The sequence below is a fragment of the Nonomuraea sp. NPDC051191 genome (genome assembly GCF_044455665.1).
GTDB lineage: Bacteria > Actinomycetota > Actinomycetes > Streptosporangiales > Streptosporangiaceae > Nonomuraea.
The window spans coordinates 112,681-135,367 of record NZ_JBITEZ010000025.1 but is presented as its reverse complement, the minus strand read 5'-3'; the positions used below and the strand labels follow the sequence as shown (position 1 = coordinate 135,367).

Below are 22,687 nucleotides of genomic sequence, written 5' to 3'. Positions count from 1 at the left end.
CGACCACCTCCCAATATCGAAGAGGCAGCAAGCCTGGCGGGTTCACCGCTGGAGATCAATTACCCGTCCAAGATTCGGTGACGGGCCACTAGCTGGCCGCAGGTGAGGAGTCGCCGCCCTGCCAGGGACGCAGATGGGTGGCGAGGGGCAGGCGCATGCGCAGCCGCAGCCTGCTGCCTCCTTGCGGATGGTCGATGCCGACCTCGTCGCACAGCCGGTGGATCAGCCACAGGCCGAGCTGCCGTCCCGTGCCCGTGGGACGCGTGAGGCGGGCGTCGGCCAGATGCTCGGCCCGAAGACGCCCGGCGGTGTCGCAGACGTCGACCGTGAGGACGGCGGCGTCGGTGTAGGCCGTCACCGTGCCGCGCCCGCCGCCGTGCTCCAGGACGTTCGCGGCGGCCTCGTTGACGGCGAGCACCAGGTGGTCGAGCCGCGCGCCGGACAGCCCCGCGTGGCGGGCGTAGACGCGGACCAGGTCACGGATGAGCGCGAGATTGTTGGTGATGGTGCACCGCAGGTGGAAGGGGGCGTGCATGGCCCGCCCCTACCGCGTGCGGGGGTGGCGACGGCGTAAGGCGCTCGATCGAGGGCAGAGAGTGAGATGACCGAGTAAACGAGCCGAGCCGGGCGCGCTGGCTGCGCCCCCGTCCAGCTCACCGGCGGCCCGCGCCGCGGTGACCTGGCCGGTGCCTGGCGGAAAGGGTTGATCGCCCGACATCTGCTTCTCCCTCTGCCCGATGTGCCGACGCTGTGTGGACGCGCGGCGCGCCGGGCGATCTTGTTTTCGGCGATCTGTCAGGGGCGCCCGTACCCTCCCGTGATCGAGGACGTGGCGCGGCTCGGCTCTGCCCTGAGACGACCGCAAATAGGTGTGATTTCGATGACCGACCAAACCGGCGGCCCTGCTGACGTGCTGCCCATGGTGCACCCCTTCGGCCTGCGCGTGCGGGGCGAGATCGACCACCATGGACGATCCGCGCTGGCCCGAGCGCTGGCGTGGGCGTTACGCATCGGCGAGACCGACCTCCATCTGGACCTGTCCGAGCTTACCTTCATCGACGCCGGCGGGCTGCGGCTGATCATGAGCGCGGCCACCGGCCTGCCGCCGCCGCGACGGCTGGTGCTCCAGAACGCCTCGCCCACGGTGCGCGAACTGCTGGCGCTGCTCGGCTGGCGCCTGGGGCCCGACGATCAGCTTTACGAGGTGGTCGGCGAGTCCCATCCCCACGGCCCCGACCCGGCGCCCTCACCTCCGCCCTAGGAGTCCTAGGAGGGCGCGCCCCCACGGGCGTCCGCGGGCCGTCCTGGGGGCCCGCGTTCCCGCGGTGTCAGGACGGCCAGCCGCGCGGCCTGGTCCAGGTCGCGGCCTCGGCCGGGCCGTCGTCCGGCGGGAACAGGCGTGACAGCCGGGTGATGTCCAGCAGGCGCGCCAGCGGCCCGTGCACCCCGACCAGCCGGACCGTGCCGCCGCGCCGCTCGGCCTGCCGCTGGCCGACGAGCAGGGCCCAGAGGCCGCACGAGTCGCAGAAGGCCAGGTCGGTGACGTCGATCACGACCTTCGGACGGTCCGCTTCGAGGAGTTCGGCGAGCGTACGGGCCAGGGACATCCGGGTCACGCGGTCCAGCTCGCCGTCGAGGTGCACGACGTGGCAGCCCGGCAGACGTTGGACATTGATCGCTAACTCTGTCATGAGGGAGAATCCAGAGCTCGGCGACATCGGACATCGGCCACTCCTACCCCTCGACGACGTCCTCGCTCCTCCAACCGCGCGAGGTGAGCACGATGTGGCCCAGCCGCCACAACCGCGCCCGGTGTCGTCCGGCCGGATGAGCGCTCGTCACAGCCGTCTCGGACGTATAGTGAGTTGGGTGACTGACTCAACGAGGACCCGGTCCCGGGGGGCCGACAAGCGGCGCAGGCTGATGGCCGCCGCCGCCCGCGTCCTGCACGAGCAGGGCGTCGAGCGGACGACCATCGCCGACATCGCCGAGGCCGCCGGCGTGCCCGTGGGGAACGTGTACTACTACTTCAAGACCAAGGACGAACTGATCCTGGCCGCGCTGTCCGAGCACGCCGGGCACCTGGCCGAGCTCACCGCCGAACTCGACCGGCTACCCGACCCGCGCGCCCGGCTCAAGGCCATGGTGGACGCCTGGGTGAGCCGGCGCGACGTGGCCGCCCGGTACGGCTGCCCCACCGGCACCCTCGCCGCCGAACTGGACAAACGCGCCGAGGGCGGCCTCGACGTCGAGGCGGGCCGGGTCATGCGGCTGCTCCTCGACTGGTCGGAACGCCAGTTCCGGGCCCTCGGCCTGCCCGACGCCGACGATCTCGCGCTCACCTTCGTCGGCGCGTACCAGGGGATGTCGCTGCTGGCCAACGCCCTGCGCGATCCCGAGATCATGACCCGTCAGGGCGCCCGCCTGGCCCAGTGGCTCGACTCCCTCCCCACCGGCGGACAGGAGTCCTGACCCTCGTCCGGGGCCGCCGTCGAGATCCCGCCGGGTGCCCCGGCAAAGAGCCTGGCTGGTGCGGCGTGTCGGGGAGGCGGGCCGGGCGGAGGCCGCCGATCCTTGCTGAAGGCGGGGCAAAGAGGGTGGTCATGAACTTCGCGCGGATCGTGGAGGCGATCGGCCAGGCTGTCGATCTCGCGGGCGTGGCGATCATCGTGCTGGGTGCCCTGGCCGCCACCGTGTCCTTCGTCCTGCGACTGCGCGAGGGACGGTCCCCGAACGACGTCTACCGCGCCTACCGGCAGGGCCTCGGGCGGGCGATCCTGCTGGGGCTCGAATTCCTGGTGGCCGGGGACATCATCCGTACCGTGGCGGTGGCGCCGACGTTCGTGAGCGTCGGCGTGCTCGCGCTCATCGTGCTCGTACGGACCTTCCTCAGCTTCTCGCTGGAGATCGAGCTGGAGAACCGCCTGCCCTGGCAGGCGCGGCGCGGCGCCGACACCCCCGGCTGAACCCGCCCCCGTTCCACCGGCGGGTGGGACGGGGGCAAGAGTGGCGCCTACCTGCGGCAGACCTTGGCGTCCCGGATGTCGACCGGCAGGACGGGCTTGCCGTCGACGGGCGGCGTGGGCCCGTCGGGCTCCGGCTGGATGCCGCCGGCGGCGATGCGGTCGAGCGCGGCGAGCCCGGCGGCGTCGACCGTACCGAAGACCGTGTAGTTGGGCGCCAGACCCGAGTCACCGTAGACCAGGAAGAACTGGCTGCCGTTGGTGTCGGGCCCGGCGTTGGCCATGGCCAGCACCCCCCGCGCGTACGTCTTGCGCACCCCGGTCGTGTCGCCGGGCCACGGCGGCAGGTCGGTCGGCAGCTCGTCCTTGTAGCGGTAGCCCGGCCCGCCCTCGCCCGTGAAGCTGGGGTCGCCGCACTGCAGCACCTTCAGCCGGTCGTACGCGGTGAGCCGGTGGCAGGAGGTGACGTCGTAGAAGCGGTGACGGATCAGGTGCACGAAGCTCTGCACGGTGCACGGCGCCTTGGCCGGGTCGAGGGTGAGCCCGATGTCGCCGTGGTTGGTCCTGAGCACCGCCGAGACCGGACGGTCGGGGGTGCGGCGCGGGTCCGGCGGCAGCGGCACCTTGCGCACGGCCGGGTCGCCGGGGGTCTCGGTGTACGCGCACGGCCCCTTGGTCGTCCGCGGCGGCCGGTCCAGGGCCGTCGCGGCGGCCGGCATGGCGGCGGCCGCGACCAGCGCGCCCGTCGTGACTGCGGATAACGCGGCGCGGGCCGCGAGTCGTACCAACGCTCTGCCGGACATCGTGTCCTCCACTGCGTGATGATCGCCGGGCTTCCTGTGGTCTAGTCGATCTGACCCGCCCAGTCAAGACCGTGGCCGCACGAGGTCGGCGCCCCCTTGTGCGACTTCCGCGGCAGCCAGAGTCCACCCCTGGTCGGCACGCCGGGGCCGGGCCGAGATCAGCGTGACAGCCGCCCCTCACCATCTCACCTGCGCCCTTCGCTGGTGGATCTTCACCGTCGTTTGCTCCGACGGGCACGGCTACGCTTTTCCTGCGGCCACCACGTGATCTTTGGTTGTCAGCACACCGCTCGATCATCGCGGTGGCCGTACGCGTCTCTGCCCTTGCCCACCGGAACACCGTTGCAGGAGGACGCCAAGTGCGCTGGCTCGACGTGCGCCGACACAGCTTGACCAAGAAGGGCGCGGCACGTGGCCGTGGGTCACACCTGTCGGCTGACGGGATAGCCCTCGCCCGCTTCGTCGGCTCCGGAGTCGGCCCCTACGAGCGTGTGGTCACCAGTTCGTCTCCTCGGGCCGTCGAGACCGCTGTTGCGATGGGTTTCGCCGTCGACGACACCATGGAGATGCCGTCAGGTTATGTGCCGGGAGAAATCGCTCGGCACGCGCAATGGGGCTGGACCGAGCCCTACCGGCGTCTCGCGGAGATCATCCGGGAGGGTCGGGAGGCGGCGACCGTGGCCGAGACCCACCGAGCGATCTGGGTGGACACGGTCCGCGACGTCGCTGACGGCTGCTCGGCGCTCCTGGTCGGGCATGGAGGGGCGATCGAGCTGGCCTTGGCGGCGTGCTTTCCGGACGCTTCACATGACTCCTGGGGGACGCCGTTCGCGCACTGCGACGGCGCGCGCCTCGGCTTCGCCGACGGCCGATTCGTGAGCATCGAGTTCCACCGGGCGCCGCAGAGCCCCGTCCGGCCGAGTTGAAGATCGCCGACTGCACCTGGCGTACTAGCCCAGCACGACTGGGTTCTTCCTCTCGTGCTCCGGCTTCTCGTGCTCGGGAGCCGAACGGCTCCGGCGCAAGCGTGGGACGAGGACGTTCCCGTTCGCCCGGATGGCTGGCTGCCGGAGGGGTCGCGGTGGTCAGCATTGGGTGTTCGGCGGTGGCAGAGTCAGGTCGGTGAAGTAGCGGTTCATCAGGTCGCGGGCGCAGGGGTTGAAGCCGTAGAGGGTGTGACCCGGGCCGTCGTGGCGGATGGTGGAGCTGCCGGGGACGTCGGCCAGGGCACGTTCGACCGCGTCCGACTCGCCCCAGGCGCCTGCTCCCAGGACGGGAGGCACGCCCTTCGGGAGGGGAGCGGGTGGGTTGGTGACCGGGACGGGCCAGCCGATGCAGGTGAGGGTCGCCGAGGCCAGAGTGTTGGCGGTGCCGGTGAGAGGAGCGATCTTGCGGAGGCGGGCGTCGATGCCGGCCAGTTCCTTGAGGGTCGTGGGGCGCGGCCAGTCGAGGCATTCGGTGACGGGGGTGGTCTGGTCGGGGTAGCGGGCCCCGCGGGCTGGGACGAAGTCGGAAGCGTCGCCCTGGCCGGCCGCCTTGCGGATCGCGCGTGCCAGGGCGGGCCAGCCGGGGGCTCCTTGGCGGGCCATGAAGACGGCGAGGGACTGCAGGTCGCGGGCGTCGTAGGCCATGTTGACCGTCGTGGTGGCGATGGGCTTGCGGCGGGCTCGTTCGGTCAGCTTGTGCCAGAGGCCGGGTATGTCTTGGCAGTCATGGGTGGCACACCAGGTGAAGAAGCGCCGCATGGACTGCTCGTTGGATTTCGCCATCTCCTCCAGTTCGCGCGACCAGTCGGCAGGACTGTGGTTCCAGGTGCCGTCGAGGACCATCGTGCGGATCTGGTCGGGGAAGAGGCGGGCGTAGTCCTGGCCGTAGAAGCCCGCGTAGGAGGCGCCGTAGTAGTTGAGCTTCGCGCCGCCCAGGGCCTTTCTGATCGCCTCCATGTCTCTGGCCTGGTCGGCCGAGCTCATGTTGGCGAACAGTTGGGGGTCTTGGTGGCGGCATGCCTCGGCGAAGCCGCGGTTGGTGTCGGACAGTCGGCCGAAGCCGGCGTCGTCACGTGGGGCTTCCGGGATGGGGATGCGGGTCCAGACGCACGCGAGGCCGGTGCTCAGGCCGCCGAACTGCTCGCCGTAGCCGCGAGTGTCCCAGGTGACGATGTCCATGCGCTCGCGCAGCCGGGCCCACCAGTCGGGGACGGCTGCGGTGGTGGCGATGCCGGGGCCTCCTGGGCCGCCATAGGCGACCAGGACCGACCCTTCGGAGGTGCCGGTCGCTTTCAGCCTGCCCAGCTTCAGTGTGATCTTGCGGTCGTCGGGCTTGCGCCAGTCGACCGGGACCTGGAGGTCGGCGCACGCCATGCCGATCTTGTCGTTGGGGCAGGGCTGCCAGGTCAATGAGGAACCGGCCGTCATGGCGGATCGGGTGGCCGAGGAGGGACGGACCGTGCTCTCGCTGCCGGGTCGGGTCTCGGCGCTTGGGGTGGCGGTGGCCATGGCGGGTTGGCCGATGATCGCCAGCAGGGCGGCCAGGATCGTGGCGAGGGGTTTCAGCATGCGGTCATGATTGCGGCGCGGGGGTCGGGAACGCGTCGGACCAGGGTCTGATCTTGGAGCGGCGAAGTCCTACCACGGGTTGTCAGACCGTGGTCTGGCCGGTGCCACGCACGCTCTGTGGTCTGGCCGGTGTCACGCACGGCCCGTGGTCCAGCCGGTGTCCCGCACGATCCGTAGTCCAGCCGGTGTCACGCACGGCCCGTGGTCCAGCCGGTGTCACGCACGATCCGTAGTCCAGCCGGTGTCACGCACGGCCCGTGGTCCAGCCGGTGTCCCGCACGATCCGTGGTCTGGCCGGTGTCACGCACGGCCCATGGTCCAGCCAAAGTCACGCGCGATCTGGAGCCCGTGTTACTGCTCGTGCAGGCTGTCTCGTCACCTCTCCGCCGAGGAGTCTGTCCGGTCGGGACGCTCGGTGAGGGGCGGGTCTGTTTGGCGGGGCTTCCGGTTGGTCGCCGAGCAGGGGCGTGGGGCGTTGGAATGGCCTGGCAGCGTCGCGGGCTCGGCGGGTACGGTTGCGCTAGCCTGCCGGGGATGCAGCGGATTCTGGTGGCGGGCATCAGCGGGGCGGGCAAGTCGACGCTCGCGCGCGCACTGAGCAACCGGCTTGCCGTGCCCTGTCACGAGATGGACGGCCTGTACTTCGCGGGGCCAGGTTGGGCCGTGGACGAGGCGTTCCCGGAGCGGGTCGCCGAGATCGCCGGGACCCCGGCGTGGATCTTCGACTCCTTCGGCTACCCGGAGGTGCGCGACCTGCTGTGGGAACGCGCCGACACCATCGTCTGGCTGGACTATCCGCGCCGGGTCGTCATGCCGCGGGTCCTGCGGCGTTCGCTGCGCAGGACGGTTCTGCGCGAACCCGTCTTCAACGGCAATCGAGAAACGGTCGCCGGATGGTTCCAGAGTGATCATCCGGCGTGGTGGGCCTGGTCGCAGCACGCGGCGCGGCAGGCGGAGATCCGGCGGCGCACCCGTGATCCGCGTTTCGCTCCCTTGCGCGTGCTCCGCTTCACCAGCCCGTACTCGGCGGCGGTCTGGCTGCGGTCGGTCGCGCCGGCCTGACGGCGGACCGCCTCCCCCTCACAGGCGTCCGTCACCCCGGGGCCGTCTGCTTCACGCACGTGGTGGCGGTGAACATGGGGTGGGTGGACCGGGATCGCAGGATTCTGGACGTTCAGGGTGTTCGGCCACAAGGTGGGCGGAGGTGGCGCGGGAGAGTCGGGGCATGGTTGAGATGTCGTCCGCGCAAGGCGGCTCGCAGGAGCGCTCCCCCACCGGCCGGGTGCTCATGGCCGTGGCACGTCGCTGGCCCACGGGGCTGGGCGTGGCTTTCATGGTCTTCAACGTCCTGGGGCTGGAGGACGGGCGGGACGCGGCCCTTGTGGTGTTCCTCGCCGCGTTCGTCTACCTCGCCACGGCGGTGACCGGCAGGCCGGGGGTGGCCTGGCCGTTGTTCGGGGCGTCCGTGGTGGCGGTGGCGGTGCTGCGGCTGCTCGCGCTGGAGCCGTGGCCGGGGCTGGTCGGGGGTGCGGTGTGCGTCGCCGTCGTCGGCCTGACGGACGGGCTGGTGAGGAGGCCGACGCTCGTCGCGGCGCAGGTTCCGGCGATGCTGGTCTTCGGGGCGGTGTCGGTGGCCGCGCTGTCCCTGTCGCCTGCGGTCGGGGGCTGCCTGGTCGCCGCGGCCCTGGTGGGGCATGCCGTTCTGGACGTGGTCCTCTGGCGCAGGAACAAGGTGGTGGCCCGGTCGATGGCCGAGTTCTGCGCCGCACTCGACCTGACGCTCGGGATGGTGATCGTGGCGCTGACGGTCTCGGCCTAGACGGCGGCGTCGGCCGGCGTCGAGAGGCCGCAGGGAAAACCCAGCACCACCGGTGGGATTACCTTCATCCCGGGCCGAGAATTCCGACCTCGTGACCTGCGACAGCCACCTCGCACCGGGGCGGCGGCACGAGAAGAGGAACTCGCCCATGCCCAAATATCTGATCCAGTCCACGTACACCACAGAGGGTCTCCGCGGGGTGCTGCGGGACGGTGGCACCGGACGCCGACAAGCGGTGGATCGCCTGGTGGAAAGCCTGGGCGGGCGGGTCGAGCAGATGTACTTCGCGTTCGGCGAGACGGACACGTTCGTGGTCGTCGACCTGCCGAGCAATGCGGCGTCGGCGGCGTTGGGGTTGGCGGTGTCGGCGTCCGGGGCGGTGCGGACGACAACGGTCGCCCTGCTGACGGCGGAGGAGGTCGACGAAGCCACGCGGATGAATGTGGCTTACCGGGCTCCTGGCGCGTGACAGCCAGGCGCAGACGCAGACGCAGGCGCAGGCCTATGCCTCGGCTCGCGGGATGTCGGCGAAGGCAGCCGTTGGACACGGCGGTGAGGAGCGATCCGCGGTCGGCGCCTGCATAGTGCGCGGCGAGCGCCATTGCGGTGGCTCGCACGGCTGCCCCGGAAAGGTCAGGCGCGCTTGTCCTCCAACGCTGAGACGCGGTCGGTGATCTTCCTCAGCTTCGCCTCGAACACAGCCCGCGGGTCGTCGACGACGGAGGTGAGGGCCACCATCGCCGTCACGATCACGTCGCACAACTCGTCGGCGAGGTCCTGGCGGGTGTGGGAGGCGGGCTTGCGCGGGTTCTGGCCGAGTTCCCCGATGCGGGCCTCGACCGCCTCGCCGAACTCCTCGCCGATCTTCATGACACGCAGCGTGAGTTCGTGCGGGTCCCGGCCGTTGTTACGGTCCAGCCATGCCACCAGCTCGCCGATCGTGGACCACAGGTCTGTCGAGGTGGGATCAGGCATCGGGCTCTTCCTCCATGCCGGCCTCTGAGAGGGCGCGGTACCGGCGCGTACACCAAGCAAGGTTGCCATCGTCCGCGTTGCCTCTGACGGGGCCGTGGCAGGCGACAGCTCGCGCTCCTCGCCGGGTGCCCGGCGTTCGGTGGGCCCGAGGGGCGTCGCCCTCGGGTCCACCGGGTGACGTTCGCCGGTGTGGGGAGCGTGCCGCTAGACGTGGGCGAGCAGCACGGCAGGGTTCTCCACGCAGTCGGCGACGAAGCGCAGGAAGCCGCCCGCCGCGCCGCCGTCGCAGACGCGGTGGTCGAAGGTGAGGGACAGCTGAGTGATCTTGCGGGGCACGACCGCGCCGTCGTGCACCCAGGGGCGGTCGATGACCCGTCCCACGCCCAGGAGCGCGGCCTCGGGGTGGTTGATGATGGGGGTGGAGCCGTCCACGCCGAAGACGCCGTAGTTGTTGAGGGTGAACGTGCCTCCCGTCAGCGCGGACGGGGGCAGGCCGCCCGAGCGGGCCAGGCCGGTCAGCCGGGTCAGTTCGGCGGCCAGGCCGGCGGTGGTCATGAGGTGCGCGTCGCGGACCACCGGCACGACGAGGCCGCGGTCGGTCTGGGCGGCGAAGCCCAGGTTGATGTGGCCATGGCGGACTATCTCGGCCCGGTCGGTGTCGACCGAGGCGTTCAGCTCGGGGAAGCGCAGCAGGCCGGCCACGCAGGCGCGGGCCAGGAGTGCCAGCAGGCCGACGCCCAGGTCCGGGCTGGTCCGCCGCAGGGTGTCGCGGACGGTGATCAGGTCGGTGGCGTCCACGTCCACCCAGGTGGTGGCATCGGGGATCTCGGTGCGGCTGCGGGTGAGCTTGTCGGCCACCGTACGGCGCAGGCCACGCAGCGGGATGCGCTCGGCCACCAGCCCCGTCGCGGCCCCGGCGGACGGGGTGTCAGGGGCGGGTGCGGGGATGGGGGCGGCGATGGCTTGTTCGACGTCGCGGCGGAGGATCACGCCGTGGGGGCCGGTGGGGACGACGGCGGTGAGGTCCACACCATGATCGCGAGCCATCCGGCGGACCAGCGGCGAGATCACCCGAGGCGCGCCCTCCGCCCCGCCCGACGACGAAGGCCCGGCCGCGACCACGGGCGCCGGGACACGCCCGGAAGCGGGCTCGGGCTCAGGCGCGGGCCCAGGCGCGGGCACGGGTGCGGGCACGGGTGCGGGCCTGGAGGTCGGGGTGGAGGGGTGGGAGGGAAGGGGCTTGGCAGGGCGGGGGCGGCGGCGGCTCCTGGGCGGGGTGTCGGTGGTGCCGTAGCCGATCAGGACGTTGCCCGAACCGGCGCGTTCCTCCTCCCGGTACCGCGCCGCCGCCGGGTCCTCCGCCGGGCCGGCCGCACGGCCGTCGGACCCGGCCCCGACCTCGATGAGGGGCTCCCCCACCGCCACGACCGCGCCCGCCTCGGCGTGCAGCCGCAGTACGGTCCCCGCGTACGGCACCGGCACCTCCACCGCCGCCTTGGCCGTCTCCACCTCCACCACGATCTGGTCGATCTCGACCGTGTCCCCCACGGTCACCTTCCACTCGACGATCTCGGCCTCCGTCAGGCCCTCGCCGAGGTCGGGCAGCCGGAACACCTGCCGCGCGGCGGTCGCCGTCATGACGCCTCCCGGGTGAGGTGCAGGAGGTCGGGCTCGTCGTCGAACTGGAGCCGGTCCACGGCGTCCAGGACGCGGTCCACGTCCGGCAGGTGGGAGTGTTCCAGGATCGGCGGCGGGTACGGGATGTCGAACCCGGTGACGCGCAGCACCGGAGCGGCCAGCGAGTGGAAGCACCGCTCCTGCACGCGGGCGGCGATCTCCGCCCCCACCCCGGCGAACCCCTGCGCCTCCTGGATCACCACGCAGCGCCCGGTCCTGCGCACCGAGGCCACCACGGTCTCGTCGTCGAACGGGACGATCGTCCGCAGGTCGACCACCTCCAGCGAGAGCCCGTCCTGGGCCGCGGCCTCGGCGGCCTGGAGCGCCACGGGCACGCTGGGCCCGTAGGCGACGAGCGTGGCGTCGCGTCCCTCGCGGCGGACGGCCGCGCGGCCGAACCCGGCGGCGCGCCGGTCCGCGGTGGACGTCTCCTCCTTCGACCAGTACAGCCGCTTGGGCTCCATGAAGATCACCGGATCGGGGTCGGCGATGGCGTCGCGCAGCAGCCAGTACGCGTCGTCGGCCGTCGCGGGCGTCACGACCTTCAGCCCCGGCGTGTGGGCGTAGTACGCCTCGCTGGAGTCGCAGTGGTGCTCGACGCCGCCGATGCCCCCTGCGTACGGGATCCGGATCACGATCGGCAGCGACAGCCGCCCGCGGGTGCGGTTGCGCAGTTTGGCCACGTGCGAGGCGATCTGCTCGAAGGCCGGGTAGGCGAAGGCGTCGAACTGCATCTCGATCACCGGACGGAAGCCGCCCATGGCCAGGCCCACGGCCAGGCCCACGATCCCCGCCTCGGCCAGCGGCGTGTCGAAGCACCGCTCCTCGCCGAACTCCTTGGTGAGCCCGTCGGTGACGCGGAAGACGCCGCCGAGCGGGCCGACGTCCTCGCCGAAGACGAGGACGCGCTCGTCCTCGCGCAGGGCGTCCCGGAGGGCGGCGTTCAGCGCCTGGGCCATGCTCATGGAGGCGTTGGGGGTGGTCGCGGTCATCTCAGTCCTCCCGCGCGGTCAGTTCGGACGCCAGCAGGGCCCGCTGCTCGTTCAGCTGGGGCGTCGGCTCGGCGAAGACGTGGTCGAACAGCTCGAAGGGGTCGGCCTCGGGGTCGGCGTTCATCGCGTCGCGGAGGCGGGCGGCGTACTCCTCGGCGGCCTTGTGCGCGGCGGCGACGTCCTCGGCGCCGAGCAGGCCGCGCCCGCGCAGGTACGTCTCCAGCCGGGCCAGCGGGTCGGCCGACTCCCACTGCTCGACCTCCTGGCTCTCCCGGTAGCGGGTGGGGTCGTCGGCGTTGGTGTGGGGGTCCATGCGGTAGGTGTGCGCCTCGACGAGGAAGGGGCCGCCGCCGGTCCTGGCGTGCGCGACGGCGGCGTCCAGGACCGACAGCACGGCGACGAGGTCGTTGCCGTCCACCTGCTCGGAGGGGATGCCGTAGCCGATGCCCTTGTAGGCCAGCGCCGGGGCCGCGCTCTGCTTGGCCAGCGGCACCGAGATGGCGTACTTGTTGTTCTGGACGAGGAACACGACGGGGGCGCGCAGGACCGCGGCGTAGTTGAGCGCCTCGTGGAAGTCGCCCTCGCTGGTGCCGCCGTCGCCGATGAAGGCCATGACGACGCCGTCCTCGCCCTTGCGGCGCAGGGCGTCGGCCATGCCGACCGCGTGGATCGTCTGGGTGGCCAGCGGCGTGCACTGGGGGGCCACCCGGGTGGCGGCGGGGTCGTAGCCGCAGTGCCAGCCGCCGCGCAGCAGCGTCAGCACCTCGACCGGGTCGAGGCCGCGGGAGACGAGCGCGACCGAGTCGCGATAGGTGGGGAACAGCCAGTCGTCCTCGCGCAGCGCGAGGACGCCGGCGATCTGGCAGGCCTCCTGGCCGCGGCTGGAGGGGTAGACGGCCAGCCGGCCCTGCTTGGTCAGCGCGGTCGCCTGGCGGTCGAAGCGGCGGCCCAGGACCATCCGCCGGTACGCCTCCATCAGGTGCTCGCCGGTGGGCTCGGCGTACCCGGCGGGCGGCTCGACGGCGGTGCCGTCCTCGGCGACGAAGCGCACCGGCTCGGGTGAGGGCAGCAGGCCCTCGACCGTCCGCGGACTCCTCCTCACGGACATGGCGACGCTCACTTTCTCTGGACGTTTGTGAGGGAAAGCGTCCGCTTCCGGAGCCATACGTTCAAGACATCAGGCATGATGAGCGACAAATGGATTCATAGAGGACTTCAGGAGGGCCAATTGTCGGCCAACGAGGGCATCGAGGGCGGCTGGCCGGGACGTTCGGCCGCCAACCTGGACGCGGTGGACCGGGCGATCATCGCCGAGTTGCTGCGCGACGGCCGGATGTCGATGCGTACGCTGGCCGAACGCGTGCACGTCTCGCGCGCCAACGTCTACGCCCGGCTCACCCGGTTGATGGACGACGGCGTGATCACCGGCTTCACCGCCGAGCTCGCGCCGCACCGGGCGGGCCTGGGCACCAGCGCGTACGTGTCGGTGACGATCGAGCAGAACTCCTGGCGCCAGGTCACGGCCAGGCTGCGCGAGACGCCCTACGTGGAGCACTTCGCCATGGTCGGCGGCGACTACGACGTCCTGGTGCTGGTCAGGACGCCGGACAACGCGGCGCTGCGGCACGTGGTGCTGGAACGCATCCAGGACATCCCGGGCGTGCGGGCCACCCGGACCTGGCTGGTGTTCGAGGAGGCCCGCGGCCGGGGCGCGGAGTGGGGGGCACACGAGAGCTGAGGCGCCACCCCGGCCCCCACAGAGGGGTCGGGGCAGCGTTCCTCGAAGCTCGGCGTCCCTCGAAGGGCGGTGTTCCTCGAAAGGCGGTGTTCCTCGGAGCTCGGCGTCCCTCGAAAGTCAGCGTCCCTCGAAGGTGGGGCGGCGTTTGGCGAGGAACGCCTCCACCGCGCCCGCGTGGTCGGCGGTCAGCCCCAGACGGGCCTGTGCGCGCGCCTCGGCGGCGAGCACCGCGCCGAGCCCCTGCTCCCACCCCTGCGCGATGAGCCGCTTGGACTCGGCGAAGGCGGCGGTCGGCCCGGCGGCGAGCCGGGCGGCGAGCTCACGTCCCGCCATGCACACCTCGGCCCTCGGCACCACCCGCCCCGAGACGCCCCACGCGACCGCCTGCGCGGCCCCGAACGGCTCGCCCAGCAGCACCAGCTCCTTGGCCCTGGACTCGCCGACCGCCCGCGTCAGCGTCACCGACAGGCCGGAGTCGCAGGTGAGCCCGATGCCCGCGAACGCCGTGGCGAGCTTCGCCTCCTCGGCGATGACGCGCAGGTCGCAGGCGAGCGCGAGAGCCAGCCCGGCGCCGACGCAGGTGCCGTTGACGGCGGCGACGACCGGCTTCGGCATCGTGGCCAGGAGCCGGACGACCGGCGCGTAGTCCGCCTCGACGGTGTCGAAGGCGTGGCCGGGGTCGGCGCGCAGGGCCTCGGCGTGCTCGGCGAGGTCCTGGCCGACGCAGAACGCGCGGCCCGCGCCGGTCAGCAGCACGGCCCTGACCGAGTCGTCGGCGGCGACCTCCTCCAGCGCCCGGCGCAGGGCCTTCTTGAGCCCGTCGTCCAGGGCGTTGCGCCGGTCGGGGCGGTTGAGCGTCACGACGGCCACGGCGCCGTCGCGTTCGAGCAGGATCGGGGTGTCGGCCACGTCAGCCCTCCCGCCAGGTCTTGGCCACGAGGGTCAGCACGTCGTACGTGGCGACCGGGACGTCGTCCTGGTTGGTGACGGTGGCGTCCCAGCGGACCTCGCCGTAGTCGGCGCCGCTGCGCGGCGTGATCTGCTTGACGGTCAGCGCGACGGCGATGGCGTCGCCGGCCTTGACCGGGGTGAGGAAGCGCAGCCCGTCCACGCCGAAGTTGGCCAGCACCGGGCCGGGCGCCGGGTCCACGAACAGCCCGGCGGCCAGGGACACCACCAGGTACCCGTGCGCGACGATGCCGCCGAACAGCGGGTTGCGGGCGGCGGCCTCGGGGTCGGTGTGGGCGTAGAAGGTGTCGCCGGTGAAGTCGGCGAAGTGCTCGATGTCGGCGAGCGAGACCGTGCGCGGCGCGGAGGCGATCGTGTCGCCCACCCGCAGCTCGGCCAGCGACTTGCGGAAGGGGTGGACGCCGGACTCGGCGCGGGCCGAGCCGGTCGTCCAGCGGCCGGTGATGGCGGTGAGCTGGTCCGGGGAGCCCTGGACGGCGGTGCGCTGCATGTGGTGCAGGACGCCGCGCACGCCGCCCAGTTCCTCCCCGCCGCCGGCCCGCCCGGGGCCGCCGTGGACGAGGACCGGCAGCGGCGAGCCGTGCCCGGTGGACTCCTTGGCGTCGTCGCGGTCGAGGACGAGGACCCGGCCGTGCCAGGGCGCGAGCCCGAGCACGACGGACCGCGCGACCTGCGGGTCGTGGGTGGCGACGGAGGCGACCAGGCTGCCCCTGCCCCGCGCGGCGAGGGCGACCGCCTCCTCGACGCCGTCGTAGGCGAGCACGGTCGCGACCGGCCCGAACGGCTCCACGTCGTGCGGCTCGGCGGCGCCGGGACGGGCCCGCAGCAGCAGCGGGGTCATGAACGCGCCGCGCTCGGGGTCGCCGTCGAGCAGGGACGCGCCCCGCGGGTCGCCGTGGACCACCTCCGCGCCGGCCAGCAGCGCCTCGACCGCCTTGCGCACCTCCTCGCGCTGCCCGAGGCCGGCCAGCGGGCCCATCCGCACGTCGGGGTTGCGCGGGTCGCCGACGGTGATCTTCGACAGGCGGGCGGCCAGCGCCTCGACCACCTGCCCGGCCAGGTTCTCCGGCACGAGCACGCGGCGGATGGCCGTGCACTTCTGCCCGGCCTTGACCGTCATCTCGGCGACGACGCCCTTGACGAACAGGTCGAACTCCGGATCGTCCGGGCGCACGTCGGGGCCGAGGATCGAGCAGTTGAGCGAGTCGGCCTCGACGCCGAGGACGACGCCGCGGTCGAGCACGTTCGGATGGCGGCGCAGGATGCCGGCGGTGTGGGCCGAGCCGGTGAAGGCCACGGAGTCCTGGACGGTCAGCTCGTCGAGCAGCCCGGTGGGGCTGCCGGACAGGAGCTGGAGCGTCCCTTCGGGCAGGATGCCCGACTCGATGATCTGCCGGACGGCCAGCTCGGTGAGGTAGGCGGTCTGGGCGGCGGGCTTGACGATGGACGGGAGCCCGGCCAGGAAGGCCGGCGCCAGCTTCTCCAGCATGCCCCAGACGGGGAAGTTGAAGGCGTTGATCTGCACGGCGACGCCCGGCCGCGAGGTGTAGATGTGCTGGCCGGCGAAGGTGCCGCCCTTGCCCAGGCGTTCCAGGCCGCCGTCGAGGACGACGGTGTCGTTGGGCAGCTCGCGCACGCCCTTGCTGGCGTAGCTGAACAGGGTGCCGATGCCCCCGTCGACGTCGACCATGGTGTCGCGGGCGGTGGCGCCGGTGCGGGTGGACAGGGCGTACAGGGCGTCCTTGCGCTCGATCAGGTGCTTGGCCAGCGCCTTGATCAGGGCGGCCCGTTCGTGGAAGGTCAGGGCGCGCAGCGCCGGGCCGCCGGTGTCCCTGGCGTGCCGGACCATGGCGGCGACGTCCAGCCCCTTGCTGGAGATCCGCGCGACCTCCTCGCCCGTCGCGGCGTCGAGCAAGGGTTCCCCGTCGTCGGCCGCGCGGAACCATCGTCCGGCGGCGTAGCTCTCCAGCAGCGCGCTCACGCTGTCTCCTCTCTTGCGCGGAAGCCCCGACTCATGCAACCGTATTACTGACCGAGCGATAAGTAAATAAGACCGATGCCTCGGAGGGACGATGACCACCACGCCGGCGGAGCCGGACCTGGAGCAGCGGCTGCAGGCCGCCTTCGACGCGACCATCGCGGGTCACGACCGGATAGAGCCCCGCGACTGGATGCCGGAGGCGTACCGCAGGACGCTCGTCCGCCAGATCGCCCAGCACGCGCACTCCGAGATCATCGGCATGCAGCCCGAGGGCGAGTGGATCGGGCGGGCCCCGTCGCTGCGCCGCAAGGCGATCCTGCTGGCCAAGGTGCAGGACGAAGCCGGACACGGCCTCTATTTGTACTCCGCGTGCGAGACGTTGGGCGTCTCCCGCGCCGAGCTGACCGAACTCCTCTTGGCCGGGAAGCAGAAATACTCCTCGATCTTCAACTACCCGACGCTGTCCTACGCCGACGTCGGCACCATCGGCTGGCTCGTGGACGGCGCCGCGATCTGCAACCAGGTGCCGCTGTGCCGCACCTCCTACGGCCCGTACGGCCGCGCCATGATCCGCATCTGCAAGGAGGAGTCCTTCCACCAGCGGCAGGGCTACGAACTGCTGATGACGATGATGCGCGGCACCGACGCCCAGCGGGAGATGGTCCAGGAGTCGGTGAACCGGTTCTGGTGGCCCTCCCTCATGATGTTCGGCCCGCCCGACGAACACTCGCCCAACAGCGAACGCTCGATGGCCTGGGGCGTCAAGCGCAACTCCAACGACGAGCTGCGCCAGAAGTTCGTCGACATGACGGTCCCGCAGGCGAAGGCGCTCGGCGTCACGCTGCCCGACCCCGACCTGCGCTGGAACGAGGAGCGCGGGCACCACGACTTCGGACAGCCCGACTGGTCGGAGCTGGCCGCCGTCATCCGCGGCGACGGGCCGTGCAACGCCCAGCGCATGCGGCACCGCCGGGCCGCCCACGAGGACGGCGCCTGGGTGCGCGAGGCCGCGTCGGCGTTCGCGAGCCGTTCGGCCGCCGGGGCGGGTGCCCGATGAGCGCCGACCGGCGGGAATGGCCGCTCTACGAGGTGTTCGTCCGGGTCAAGCGCGGGCTCAACCACGTCCACGTCGGGTCGCTGCACGCTCCCGACGACGCGATGGCCCTGCGCCACGCCCGCGACGTCTACACCCGGCGCAACGAGGGCGTGAGCATCTGGGTCGTACGCTCCGACGCCATCACGGCCTCCAGCCCGGACGAGAAGGACCCGCTGTTCGCGCCGAGCGGCGACAAGGTCTACCGGCACCCGACGTTCTACGACATTCCCGACGACGTCCCGCACATGTGAGAGGGGGTCCAGCGTGAGCGATGACCACGAGAGCATCTTCGACGGCCTGGCCGGCGGGGACTCCACGCAGTGGGCGTTCGGCACGGACTTCGAGGACCCGCTGGCGGGCGTCGACACGTCCGTGCCCGAGGGGGTCGGCTCGGCCGAGCTGGCCGCGTACTGCCTGATGCTCGGCGACGACGCGCTGATCCTGTCGCAGCGGCTCGCGGAGTGGTGCAGCCGCGCGCCCGACCTGGAGGAGGACATCGCGCTCGCCAACGTGGCGCTCGACCTGCTCGGGCAGGCGCGCCTGCTGCTGGCGCGGGCGGCCGCGGCCGACCCCGGCGTGGCGCCCGCGCTCCCGGAGGGCTCGCCGGTGCCGCCGGAGGACGCGCTGGCGTTCTTCCGCGACGCCGGGCAGTTCAGGAACGTGTGGCTGGCCGAGGTCGAGAACGGCGACTTCGCGCACGTCGTCGTGCGGCTGCTGCTGTTCTCGACGGCCCGGCTGGCGCTGCTGGAGCGGCTGGCCGCGAGCGTGGACACGGTGCTGGCCGCCGTCGCCGCCAAGGGCGTCAAGGAGGTCGCCTACCACCGGGACTGGGCGGGCCGCTGGTTCCTCACCCTGGCCCAGGGCACCGAGGAGTCGCGCCGCAGGCTCGACGCCGCGCTCGGCGAGCTGTGGCCGCTGCTGGCCGAGCTGGTCACCGCGCATCCCGTCGAGCTGACGCTCGCGCGGTCGGGGGTCGCCGTCGATCCCGCCGCGCTGCGTGCCGACGTGGACGCCGTGCTCGGCCAGGTGTTCGCCGTGAGCGGCGTGCCGCGTCCGGGCGGCCAGGGCGAGCCGGGCGGCGGCCGGGACGGCGGCCACACCCCGGCGATGACCGTCCTGCTGGCCGACATGCAGTCGGTCGCCCGCGCCCACCCGGCAGGCCGCTGGTGAACGCCCGCGAGCACACCGGCCACGCGCCCCCGGACGCCCGCGAGCACCCTGGCCCCGTCCTCCCCGACGCCCGGGAGCGGGCCGTCCGGGTCGCCGAGCGGGTGCGGGATCCGGAGATGCCGATGCTCACGCTCGCCGACCTCGGCGTGCTGCGCGGCGTCGAGGTGGAGCCGGGGCCGGACGGCGAGGTCGTGGTCGCCTCCATCACCCCGACGTACACCGGCTGCCCGGCCATGGCGACCATGCGCGACGACCTCGTCCACGGGCTGCGGGAGGCGGGCTTCCCGCGGGTCGAGGTGCGCGTCGTGCTCGATCCGCCGTGGTCGAGCGACTGGATCTCCGAGCGCGGCAGGGCCGCCCTGCGCGCGGCAGGGCTGTCGGTGCCGGGACCGGCCCGCCGGACGTCCGGGCCGGTGCCGCTGACGCTCGGCCCGGTCAGGCCCGCCCCGGCCTGCCCGCGCTGCGGGTCGCGGGCCACCCGGCCGACCTCCGAGTTCGGCGCCACCGCCTGCAAGGCCCTCTACGCCTGCGCCGACTGCCTGGAACCGTTCGAGCATGTCAAGGAGATATGAGATGACCACGCTCGCGCCCGCGCCGGCCCGGGCGCACGCCGCCTTCCACCCGCTGACCGTGGCGGCGGTCGACCACCTGTGCGAGGACGCCGCCGCGATCACCTTCGCCGTGCCCGGCGAGCTGCGCGAGGCGTACGCCTTCCGCGCCGGCCAGTCGCTCACCCTGCGCCGCTTCGTGGACGGCCGGGAAGAACGGCGGTCGTACTCGATCTGCGCCCCGGCCGGGGAGGCGCCGCGCATCGGCGTCCGGGAGATCCCGGACGGGCTCTTCTCCTCCTGGCTGGTCCGCGAGGTGCGACCGGGGACGCGGATCGAGGTGCAGACCCCGACCGGCTCCTGGCAGGCCGACCCCGGCCTGGGCGAGCGGCACCTGTGCGTGGCCGCCGGTTCGGGCATCACCCCGATGATGTCGGTCGCCTCGACGGTGCTCGCCCATCCCGGCGCGCAGGTGTCTCTCCTGTACGGCAACCGGACCAGCCGGACCGTGATGTTCGCCGAGGAGCTCGGCGACCTCAAGAACCGGTACGGCCCCCGCTTCCAGCTCGTCCACGTGCTCTCCCGGGAGCCGCGCGACGTCGAGCTGTTCTCCGGCCGGCTGGACGGCGACCGGCTGCGGCGGATGTTCACCGAGCTGGTGCCGATCGAGACGTTCGACCACGTCTGGCTCTGCGGGCCGCTGCGCATGGTCGAGGACGCTCGCCGGGTGCTGGCCGAGCTCGGCGTCCCGGCCGCGAACGTGCACGTCGAGCTCTTCTACGTCGACGCTCCCCCGCCGCAGCCGAGGCGGCCGGAGGGCGTGCCGGCCGGCGCGACGACCGTGCTGACGACGGTGCTCGACGGCAGGCGCACGACCGCCACCGTCTCGCGCGAGTCGACCCTGCTCGACGGCGCCCAGCAGACCCGCTCCGACCTGCCGTTCGCCTGCCGGGGCGGGGTCTGCGGCACGTGCCGGGCGGTGGTCCGCGAGGGCGCGGCGGACATGCGCCGCAACTACGCCCTCGAACCGGCCGAGGTGGAGGCGGGTTTCGTGCTCACCTGCCAGACCTTCCCGGCCGGCGACCATGTCACCGTGGACTACGACGCCTGATCCCCACACAGAGGAGCCTTCCGTGACCGAAGCCCGCGCTCCCCAGGCGGAGCGCCCATGACCCTCATCGTCGAGGAGGGCGCCGACCGGGTGGTGTGGCGGCTCAACCGGCCGCAGGTGCGCAACGCCATCGACCGGGAGCTGGTCGCCGCGCTGCACGAGGCGTGCGCCGCCGTCGAGGAGGAGCCGCGCGTCGTCCTGCTCACCGGCGAGGGGACGACCTTCGCCGCCGGGGCGGACATCGCCCAGCTCCGCGAACGGGACCGGGGCGACGCGCTGCGGGGCATCAACTCCAGGATCTTCGACCGGATCCACCGGCTGCCGATGCCGACCGTGGCCCTCGTGGACGGCTACGCCCTGGGCGGCGGTGCCGAGCTGGCCTACGCCTGCGACTTCCGGATCGGCACGCCGCGCACCCGGATCGGCAACCCGGAGACCGACCTCGGCATCCTGGCCGCCGCCGGGGCCGCCTGGCGGCTGGCCGAGCTGGTCGGAGAGCCGTTGGCCAAGGAGATCCTGCTGGCGGGCCGGGTGCTGACGGCCGAGGAGGCGCGGGCGGTCCACCTGCTCAACGACGTCGTGGAGCCGGAGGACCTGCTGGCCGCCGGTCACCGGCTCGCCGACCGCATCGCAGCGCGGGCGCCGCTGGCGACCCGGCTGACCAAGGCCGTCTTCCACGCCCCGCGCGCCGCGCACCCGTTCGTGGACGACCTGGCCCAGGCGGTCCTGTTCGAGACCGAGGAGAAACACGCGCGCATGACGGCGTTCCTGGACCGGCGGAAGGAGCCGCGCTCATGACCCGGCCATCGACACTTCCACAAATCGTCGGCGTCTTCGGCGGCGGGCGGATGGGGTCGGGGATCGCGCACGCCTTCCTCGCCGCCGGCAGCCACGTGATCGTCGTGGAGAGCGACCCGGCGACCGCCGCCCAGGCCCTGGAACGGGTGACCGGCAGCCTGGCCAAGGCGGCGGAGAAGGGCCGCCTGGGCAGCCCGCTCCATGACGTCCTGTCCCGGCTGCGCACGACGTCCGACCCCGCCGAGCTGGGCCCGTGCGAGCTGGTCGTCGAGGCGGTGCCGGAGGACGCGGCGCTCAAGGCCCAGGTGTTCGCGCAGGTCGAACGGCAGGCGCCGGGCGCGGTGCTGGCCACGAACACCAGCAGCCTGTCGATCGGCAAGCTCGCGGCCGGCCTGGCCGCGCCGGAGCGGCTCATCGGGCTGCACTTCTTCAACCCCGTCCCGGTCAGCGACCTCATCGAGGTCGTGGTGGGGCCGCGTACGGACCCCGAGCTGGTCGAGCGGGCCCAGGAGTGGACCGAGGCGCTGGGCAGGACGCCGGTCACGGTGGCCGACTCGCCCGGCTTCGCCAGCAGCCGGCTCGGCGTCTGCCTGGCCCTTGAGGCGATGCGGATGCTGGAGGAGGGCGTGGCGAGCGCGGCCGACATCGACACGGCCATGACCCTCGGCTACCGCCATCCGACGGGCCCGCTGCGCACCACCGACGTGGTGGGCCTGGACGTGCGGCTCGCGATCGCCGAGCACCTGGCCCGCGAGCTCGGGCCCCGGTTCGAGCCGCCGCGGATCCTGCGCGACCTGGTGGCCGCCGGGCATCTCGGCCGCAAGACGGGCAAGGGCTTCTACACCTGGTGAACCCTGATCAGCGTGCGTGCTTGGCCAGGCCGTCGAAGGCGATCGCGGTGACGGCGTCGGCGACCATCGCCCGGTCGTAGGCGCCGTCCGGGCGGTACCACTCCACCAGCGAGTTGACCATGCCGAACACCAGCCGGCTGACCAGCGCGGGCGGCACGTCGTCGCGCAGCGCGCCCTCGGCGACGGCGTCGGCGACCAGCGCGGCGAGGCGGTCGTCGAGCCAGCGGCGGCGTTCCAGGGCCGCCAGCTCGACCGGGCTGTTGCCGCGTACGCGCAGCAGGAGCGTGACGCTGGGCTGGTGGGCGACCAGCACCTCGACGCTGCGCCGCACGACCTCGCGCAGGCGTTCGTACGCGGTGCGGCCGGCGGCGTCGCGGGTGGCGGCGGTCAGGGCGGCGGTGAGCTCGTCGAGCGCGTCGTCGAGGGCCTGGCCGAGCAGCTGCTCCTTGCTCGTGACGTGGTGGTAGATGGCCGGCTTGGTCAGGCCGAGCTCCTTGGCCAGGTCTCCCATGCTGGTGGCGTCGTAGCCCCGGCGGTTGAACAGCTCCACCGCGGCGCGCAGGATCGCGGCCTGGTCGTAGCCGGGGCGGCCGCGCCCGCGGCGCGGGGCGGGCCCGGCTGGCTCGGTCGTCGTCACGAAA

The 22,687-nt window shown here is 72.6% G+C and carries 26 protein-coding genes; 15 read left to right on the top strand and 11 right to left on the bottom strand.

Annotated elements, in window-relative coordinates; translation table 11 throughout:
• Window positions 1-88 precede the first annotated feature (88 nt).
• Window positions 89-535, bottom strand: coding sequence for an ATP-binding protein (locus tag ACIA8R_RS47590; RefSeq protein ID WP_364096642.1), 447 nt, complete (start codon window positions 533-535; stop codon window positions 89-91).
• 345 nt (window positions 536-880) lie between these two features.
• Here ACIA8R_RS47590 and ACIA8R_RS47585 point away from each other — a divergent pair, with 345 nt between their 5' ends.
• Window positions 881-1,261, top strand: a complete 381-nt coding sequence (locus tag ACIA8R_RS47585) for an STAS domain-containing protein (RefSeq protein WP_364096645.1) — start codon at window positions 881-883, stop codon at window positions 1,259-1,261.
• A gap of 67 nt (window positions 1,262-1,328) precedes the next feature.
• On the opposite strand, the gene ACIA8R_RS47580 is transcribed toward ACIA8R_RS47585, so the two are convergent.
• Window positions 1,329-1,691, bottom strand: coding sequence for an STAS domain-containing protein (locus tag ACIA8R_RS47580; RefSeq protein WP_397044528.1), 363 nt, complete (start codon window positions 1,689-1,691; stop codon window positions 1,329-1,331).
• Between the two features lie 178 nt (window positions 1,692-1,869).
• On the opposite strand from ACIA8R_RS47580, the gene ACIA8R_RS47575 reads away from it, so the two are divergent.
• Window positions 1,870-2,472, top strand: coding sequence for a TetR/AcrR family transcriptional regulator (locus ACIA8R_RS47575; RefSeq protein ID WP_397044526.1), 603 nt, complete (start codon window positions 1,870-1,872; stop codon window positions 2,470-2,472).
• A gap of 131 nt (window positions 2,473-2,603) precedes the next feature.
• Window positions 2,604-2,966: a DUF1622 domain-containing protein gene (locus ACIA8R_RS47570; RefSeq protein WP_357695572.1), complete on the top strand. Its 363-nt coding sequence runs from the start codon at window positions 2,604-2,606 to the stop codon at window positions 2,964-2,966.
• A gap of 47 nt (window positions 2,967-3,013) precedes the next feature.
• Here ACIA8R_RS47570 and ACIA8R_RS47565 read toward each other — a convergent pair whose 3' ends face one another.
• Window positions 3,014-3,766, bottom strand: coding sequence for a peptidylprolyl isomerase (locus tag ACIA8R_RS47565; RefSeq protein WP_397044524.1), 753 nt, complete (start codon window positions 3,764-3,766; stop codon window positions 3,014-3,016).
• Window positions 3,767-4,125: 359 nt separating this feature from the next.
• Between ACIA8R_RS47565 and ACIA8R_RS47560 the strand changes: the two genes are divergently transcribed.
• Window positions 4,126-4,692: a histidine phosphatase family protein gene (locus tag ACIA8R_RS47560; RefSeq protein WP_364096658.1), complete on the top strand. Its 567-nt coding sequence runs from the start codon at window positions 4,126-4,128 to the stop codon at window positions 4,690-4,692.
• 159 nt (window positions 4,693-4,851) lie between these two features.
• Here the strand turns inward: ACIA8R_RS47560 and ACIA8R_RS47555 are convergent, their stop codons facing one another.
• On the bottom strand, window positions 4,852-6,321 hold the full coding sequence (locus ACIA8R_RS47555) for an alpha/beta fold hydrolase (RefSeq protein ID WP_397044522.1): 1,470 nt from the start codon (window positions 6,319-6,321) through the stop codon (window positions 4,852-4,854).
• A 534-nt stretch (window positions 6,322-6,855) separates the two neighbouring features.
• Between ACIA8R_RS47555 and ACIA8R_RS47550 the strand changes: the two genes are divergently transcribed.
• The 3 genes from ACIA8R_RS47550 to ACIA8R_RS47540 all read left to right on the top strand — a co-directional run bounded on the left by ACIA8R_RS47550 (window position 6,856) and on the right by ACIA8R_RS47540 (window position 8,609).
• Window positions 6,856-7,383 (top strand): hypothetical protein, encoded by a 528-nt coding sequence (locus ACIA8R_RS47550; RefSeq protein WP_364096664.1) that lies wholly within the window; start codon window positions 6,856-6,858, stop codon window positions 7,381-7,383.
• Window positions 7,384-7,546: 163 nt separating this feature from the next.
• Window positions 7,547-8,140, top strand: coding sequence for a hypothetical protein (locus ACIA8R_RS47545; RefSeq protein WP_397044520.1), 594 nt, complete (start codon window positions 7,547-7,549; stop codon window positions 8,138-8,140).
• A gap of 148 nt (window positions 8,141-8,288) precedes the next feature.
• Window positions 8,289-8,609, top strand: a complete 321-nt coding sequence (locus ACIA8R_RS47540) for a GYD domain-containing protein (RefSeq protein ID WP_357695560.1) — start codon at window positions 8,289-8,291, stop codon at window positions 8,607-8,609.
• A gap of 164 nt (window positions 8,610-8,773) precedes the next feature.
• On the opposite strand, the gene ACIA8R_RS47535 is transcribed toward ACIA8R_RS47540, so the two are convergent.
• The 4 genes from ACIA8R_RS47535 to pdhA form a co-directional block, all read right to left on the bottom strand.
• The gene (locus tag ACIA8R_RS47535) at window positions 8,774-9,115 is read right to left on the bottom strand and encodes a MazG-like family protein (protein ID WP_397044518.1); all 342 of its coding nucleotides are present in this window, start codon (window positions 9,113-9,115) and stop codon (window positions 8,774-8,776) included.
• 204 nt (window positions 9,116-9,319) lie between these two features.
• The gene (locus ACIA8R_RS47530) at window positions 9,320-10,753 is read right to left on the bottom strand and encodes a dihydrolipoamide acetyltransferase family protein (RefSeq protein WP_397044516.1); all 1,434 of its coding nucleotides are present in this window, start codon (window positions 10,751-10,753) and stop codon (window positions 9,320-9,322) included.
• On the bottom strand, window positions 10,750-11,784 hold the full coding sequence (locus ACIA8R_RS47525) for an alpha-ketoacid dehydrogenase subunit beta (protein ID WP_357695556.1): 1,035 nt from the start codon (window positions 11,782-11,784) through the stop codon (window positions 10,750-10,752). The genes ACIA8R_RS47530 and ACIA8R_RS47525 overlap by 4 nt, the downstream gene beginning before the upstream one ends.
• Before the next feature lies 1 nt (window position 11,785).
• On the bottom strand, window positions 11,786-12,892 hold the full coding sequence (pdhA, locus tag ACIA8R_RS47520) for a pyruvate dehydrogenase (acetyl-transferring) E1 component subunit alpha (RefSeq protein WP_357695554.1): 1,107 nt from the start codon (window positions 12,890-12,892) through the stop codon (window positions 11,786-11,788).
• A gap of 120 nt (window positions 12,893-13,012) precedes the next feature.
• On the opposite strand from pdhA, the gene ACIA8R_RS47515 reads away from it, so the two are divergent.
• Window positions 13,013-13,522 carry an Lrp/AsnC family transcriptional regulator gene (locus ACIA8R_RS47515; protein ID WP_357695552.1) on the top strand — a complete coding sequence of 170 codons (510 nt, stop codon included), beginning with the start codon at window positions 13,013-13,015 and terminating at the stop codon, window positions 13,520-13,522.
• A 117-nt stretch (window positions 13,523-13,639) separates the two neighbouring features.
• On the opposite strand, the gene ACIA8R_RS47510 is transcribed toward ACIA8R_RS47515, so the two are convergent.
• Window positions 13,640-14,431: an enoyl-CoA hydratase-related protein gene (locus ACIA8R_RS47510; protein WP_364096681.1), complete on the bottom strand. Its 792-nt coding sequence runs from the start codon at window positions 14,429-14,431 to the stop codon at window positions 13,640-13,642.
• A gap of 1 nt (window position 14,432) precedes the next feature.
• Window positions 14,433-16,472: a phenylacetic acid degradation bifunctional protein PaaZ gene (gene paaZ, locus ACIA8R_RS47505; protein ID WP_397044513.1), complete on the bottom strand. Its 2,040-nt coding sequence runs from the start codon at window positions 16,470-16,472 to the stop codon at window positions 14,433-14,435.
• Window positions 16,473-16,563: 91 nt separating this feature from the next.
• Between paaZ and paaA the strand changes: the two genes are divergently transcribed.
• From paaA to ACIA8R_RS47470, 7 genes are all read left to right on the top strand, one after another.
• On the top strand, window positions 16,564-17,529 hold the full coding sequence (gene paaA / locus ACIA8R_RS47500) for a 1,2-phenylacetyl-CoA epoxidase subunit PaaA (RefSeq protein ID WP_357695545.1): 966 nt from the start codon (window positions 16,564-16,566) through the stop codon (window positions 17,527-17,529).
• On the top strand, window positions 17,526-17,819 hold the full coding sequence (gene paaB, locus ACIA8R_RS47495) for a 1,2-phenylacetyl-CoA epoxidase subunit PaaB (protein WP_357695543.1): 294 nt from the start codon (window positions 17,526-17,528) through the stop codon (window positions 17,817-17,819). The genes paaA and paaB overlap by 4 nt, the downstream gene beginning before the upstream one ends.
• Before the next feature lie 13 nt (window positions 17,820-17,832).
• Window positions 17,833-18,738, top strand: coding sequence for a 1,2-phenylacetyl-CoA epoxidase subunit PaaC (paaC, locus tag ACIA8R_RS47490; RefSeq protein ID WP_397044510.1), 906 nt, complete (start codon window positions 17,833-17,835; stop codon window positions 18,736-18,738).
• Between the two features lie 101 nt (window positions 18,739-18,839).
• A complete protein-coding gene (paaD, locus tag ACIA8R_RS47485) occupies window positions 18,840-19,310 on the top strand; it encodes a 1,2-phenylacetyl-CoA epoxidase subunit PaaD (protein ID WP_364096962.1) in 471 nt (156 codons plus the stop codon).
• A gap of 1 nt (window position 19,311) precedes the next feature.
• A complete protein-coding gene (gene paaE, locus ACIA8R_RS47480) occupies window positions 19,312-20,397 on the top strand; it encodes a 1,2-phenylacetyl-CoA epoxidase subunit PaaE (protein WP_397044508.1) in 1,086 nt (361 codons plus the stop codon).
• 57 nt (window positions 20,398-20,454) lie between these two features.
• The gene (locus ACIA8R_RS47475) at window positions 20,455-21,195 is read left to right on the top strand and encodes an enoyl-CoA hydratase/isomerase family protein (protein WP_364096695.1); all 741 of its coding nucleotides are present in this window, start codon (window positions 20,455-20,457) and stop codon (window positions 21,193-21,195) included.
• Window positions 21,192-22,046, top strand: a complete 855-nt coding sequence (locus ACIA8R_RS47470) for a 3-hydroxyacyl-CoA dehydrogenase family protein (RefSeq protein WP_397044506.1) — start codon at window positions 21,192-21,194, stop codon at window positions 22,044-22,046. The genes ACIA8R_RS47475 and ACIA8R_RS47470 overlap by 4 nt, the downstream gene beginning before the upstream one ends.
• Window positions 22,047-22,053: 7 nt before the next feature.
• Here ACIA8R_RS47470 and ACIA8R_RS47465 read toward each other — a convergent pair whose 3' ends face one another.
• On the bottom strand, window positions 22,054-22,683 hold the full coding sequence (locus ACIA8R_RS47465; protein ID WP_357695531.1) for a TetR/AcrR family transcriptional regulator: 630 nt from the start codon (window positions 22,681-22,683) through the stop codon (window positions 22,054-22,056).
• Window positions 22,684-22,687: the final 4 nt, after the last annotated feature.